The following is a 2,829-nucleotide window of genomic DNA, read 5'->3' as shown; positions in this document are numbered from 1 at the left end:
AGTGATGCCGGCGCGCGTTGGCCTCGACGGCGCCGAAAATTTCGTGCCGCGTGCTGTCGGCGTCGGCGGTCCGGCCGTGCAGCACAAGGGCGATGTCGAGGTCGGCCTTAAATCCGCAAAGACGCGGATCGAAGCCACCTACGAGACGCCGGCCCAGTACCACAACGCCATGGAGCCGCATGCGATCGTCGTCGCCTGGGAAGGCGACACACTGTCGATCGACACACCGAGCCAGGGCCTTGCCATGGCGCAGGGCCGCATCGCCGGCCTGTTCGGCATCGCGCCGGAGAACATCCACATCCGCAGCCCGTTCCTGGGTGGCGGCTTCGGTTCGAAAGGCATGATCTCCGGGCCGCAGGTGCTCGGCATCCTGGCGGCGCGTCTCGTCGGCCGTCCGGTCAAGCTGGTGCTGCGACGTGAGCAGATGTACGGGCCGGTCGGCCACCGTGCGCCGACGCGCCAGACGCTGCGCATGGGCATGGATGGCGAAGGGCGGCTGACGGCACTCGACCATCACGCCAAGACCGCGTCGAGCACGTTCGACGATTTCTTCGAACCGGCGGCGGATGCCTCGCACACGCTCTATGCCAGCCCGGCCATCGCCACCTCGCACGATGCGGTGCGGCTCGATACCGGTACGCCGCTGTTCATGCGGGCGCCCGGCGAAGCCACCGGCTCGATCGCGCTGGAGAGCGCTATCGATGAGGCAGCCTACGCCTGCGGCATGGACCCGCTGGAATTCCGGCTGCGGAACTATGCCGAGGTCGAGCCGATGACCGGCAAGCCGTTTTCCTCCAAGGCGCTGCGCGAATGCTACAGGCAAGCGGCCGAGACGTTCGGCTGGGCGAGCCGCCCGCTTCAGCCTCGGCTGATGCGCGACGCCGACGGTTTCCTGACCGGCTGGGGCATGGGCACGGCGACCTTCCCGGCGATCATGTTCCAGGCCGAAGCGCGGGCGGTGCTGAGAGCCGATGGCAGCGGCGTGATGGAGACCGGCGCTCAGGACATGGGGCAAGGCGCCTGGACCGCCTTCGCCCAGATCGCCGCCGACGGACTGGGACTGGATATCGACCAGGTCGATTTCAGGGCCGGCAGCTCCGATCTGCCCAATGCAGGCATTGCCGGCGGCTCCGGCCACACGGCGACGGCCGGCATGGCGATCCACAATGCGGGCGCCGCCGTCATCGCCAGGCTCGCCGATCTCGCCACCGGCGACGAGGGCTCGCCGCTCTACGGCGCCGGCAATGAAGGCGTGCTGGCGCGCGGCGGCCGCCTCTATCGGCGCGACGATGAAAGCCGCGGTGAAAGCTACGCCGAAATCCTCACGCGCGCGGGCCTCACCGAGATCGAGGGCCACGGCAAGGGCGCTCCCGACCCGGCGTCTCAGGAGGCCTATGCCAAGCACGCGCATGGCGCCGTGTTTGCCGAGGTGAAGGTCGATCCGGATTTTGGCCAGATCCGTGTCACAAGGCTGGTCGGTGCGTTCGCCGCCGGACGGGTCATCAATCCCAGGCTGGTGCGCAGCCAGTATTATGGCGGCATGATCTGGGGCGTCTCGTTCGCGCTGCATGAGGAAGCCATCACCGACCGGCGCTCTGGCCGGATCCAGAATGCCAACCTCGCCGAATATCATGTCCCGGTGAATGCCGACGTTCCATCGGTCGAGGCGTTGCTGGTCCACGAGGACGACCCTCACGTCAACGCGCTCGGCATCAAGGGCGTCGGCGAAATCGGCATCACCGGCACGGCCGGCGCCGTCGCCAATGCGGTCTGGCATGCGACCGGCGTGCGGCCGCGGCGCTTTCCGGTCCGCATCGAGGACCTGCTGGGGTGAGGAGTGGTCCACCTAGCGGATGGGAAGCCAATTGCTTGGCTTCCCGAACGACGAATGGTGAAGGCCCGGTCCGCCTTCGGGCGCACCAAAAAGTCCAGTGGACCTTTTTAAGGGGCTGAACGCCCGAAGGCGGGGAGCGGCAGCGAAGGGCCGCACAGCCGGCGCCAGGTCCCCGCCGGCTGCCAAAGATGAAATCAACGACTTCGCGTCAAGCAACTGGAGCCCGACGCCCATGACCAAAACAACGATCCCAGTTCATCTCGACATCAACGGCCGTGATCACGATCTGCAACTCGAGCCGCGCGTCACGCTGCTCGATGCCTTGCGCGATCGCCTCGGCCTGACCGGAACCAAGAAGGGCTGCGACCACGGCCAGTGCGGCGCCTGCACCGTGCATATCGACGGCGAGCGCGTGCTGGCCTGCCTGACGCTGGCCGCACAAGTCGAGGGCCGCACCGTCACCACCATAGAGGGGCTTGCACGGGAGGGCGAAATGCATCCCGTGCAGGCTGCCTTCCTCGAACAGGACGCCTTCCAGTGCGGCTATTGTACGCCGGGCCAGATCATGTCGGCGGTCGCCTGCATCCGCGAAGGCCATGCCGGCTCCGACGAAGAAATCCGCGAGTATATGGCCGGCAACCTCTGCCGCTGCGGCGCCTATCCGCACATCGTCGCCGCTGTCCGCCAGGCAGCATTGGAGGCCGCATCATGAGGGATTTTTCGTATGTGCGCGCCAATTCGCTCGATGCGGCACGCCAGGCGGCCGCCCTGCCCGGCGCCATGCTCTTGGCCGGCGGCACCACGCTGATCGACCTCGCCAAATGCGGCGTCGCCGAGCCCGAGACGCTGGTCGACATCACCCATCTCAAGGGGTTGGGCAGGATCGAGGTGAACGAGCGCGGCGTCACCCTCGGCGCACTGGCCAGGCTGCGCCACGCCGCCCCCCCTGCCGCCCTCAAGAGCAGCTTCCCCGCCATCCCCGAAGCCCTGTGGCA

General features: G+C 67.6%; 3 protein-coding genes. All 3 read left to right on the top strand.

What is annotated here, in order from left to right; translation table 11 throughout:
* Positions 1 to 1,834 (top strand): molybdopterin cofactor-binding domain-containing protein (locus tag EN994_RS25585; protein WP_127307903.1); only part of this gene is annotated, 1,834 nt, incomplete at its 5' end.
* A gap of 232 nt (positions 1,835 to 2,066) precedes the next feature.
* Positions 2,067 to 2,546, top strand: coding sequence for a (2Fe-2S)-binding protein (locus EN994_RS25580; RefSeq protein WP_013530702.1), 480 nt, complete (start codon positions 2,067 to 2,069; stop codon positions 2,544 to 2,546).
* Positions 2,543 to 2,829, top strand: a 287-nt coding sequence (locus EN994_RS25575) for an FAD binding domain-containing protein (RefSeq protein WP_206530498.1), incomplete at its 3' end; no start/stop codon positions are given. The genes EN994_RS25580 and EN994_RS25575, both read left to right, overlap by 4 nt.

It is taken from the genome of Mesorhizobium sp. M7A.F.Ca.CA.002.09.1.1, from assembly GCF_003998555.1.
GTDB lineage: Bacteria > Pseudomonadota > Alphaproteobacteria > Rhizobiales > Rhizobiaceae > Mesorhizobium > Mesorhizobium ciceri.
This window is presented reverse-complemented; position numbering and strand designations above follow the sequence as displayed.

Coding starts and splice junctions, on each gene's coding strand:
- EN994_RS25580 (WP_013530702.1), top strand. CDS start 2,067: ATGACCAAAACAACGATCCCAGTTCATCTCGACATCAACGGCCGTGAT.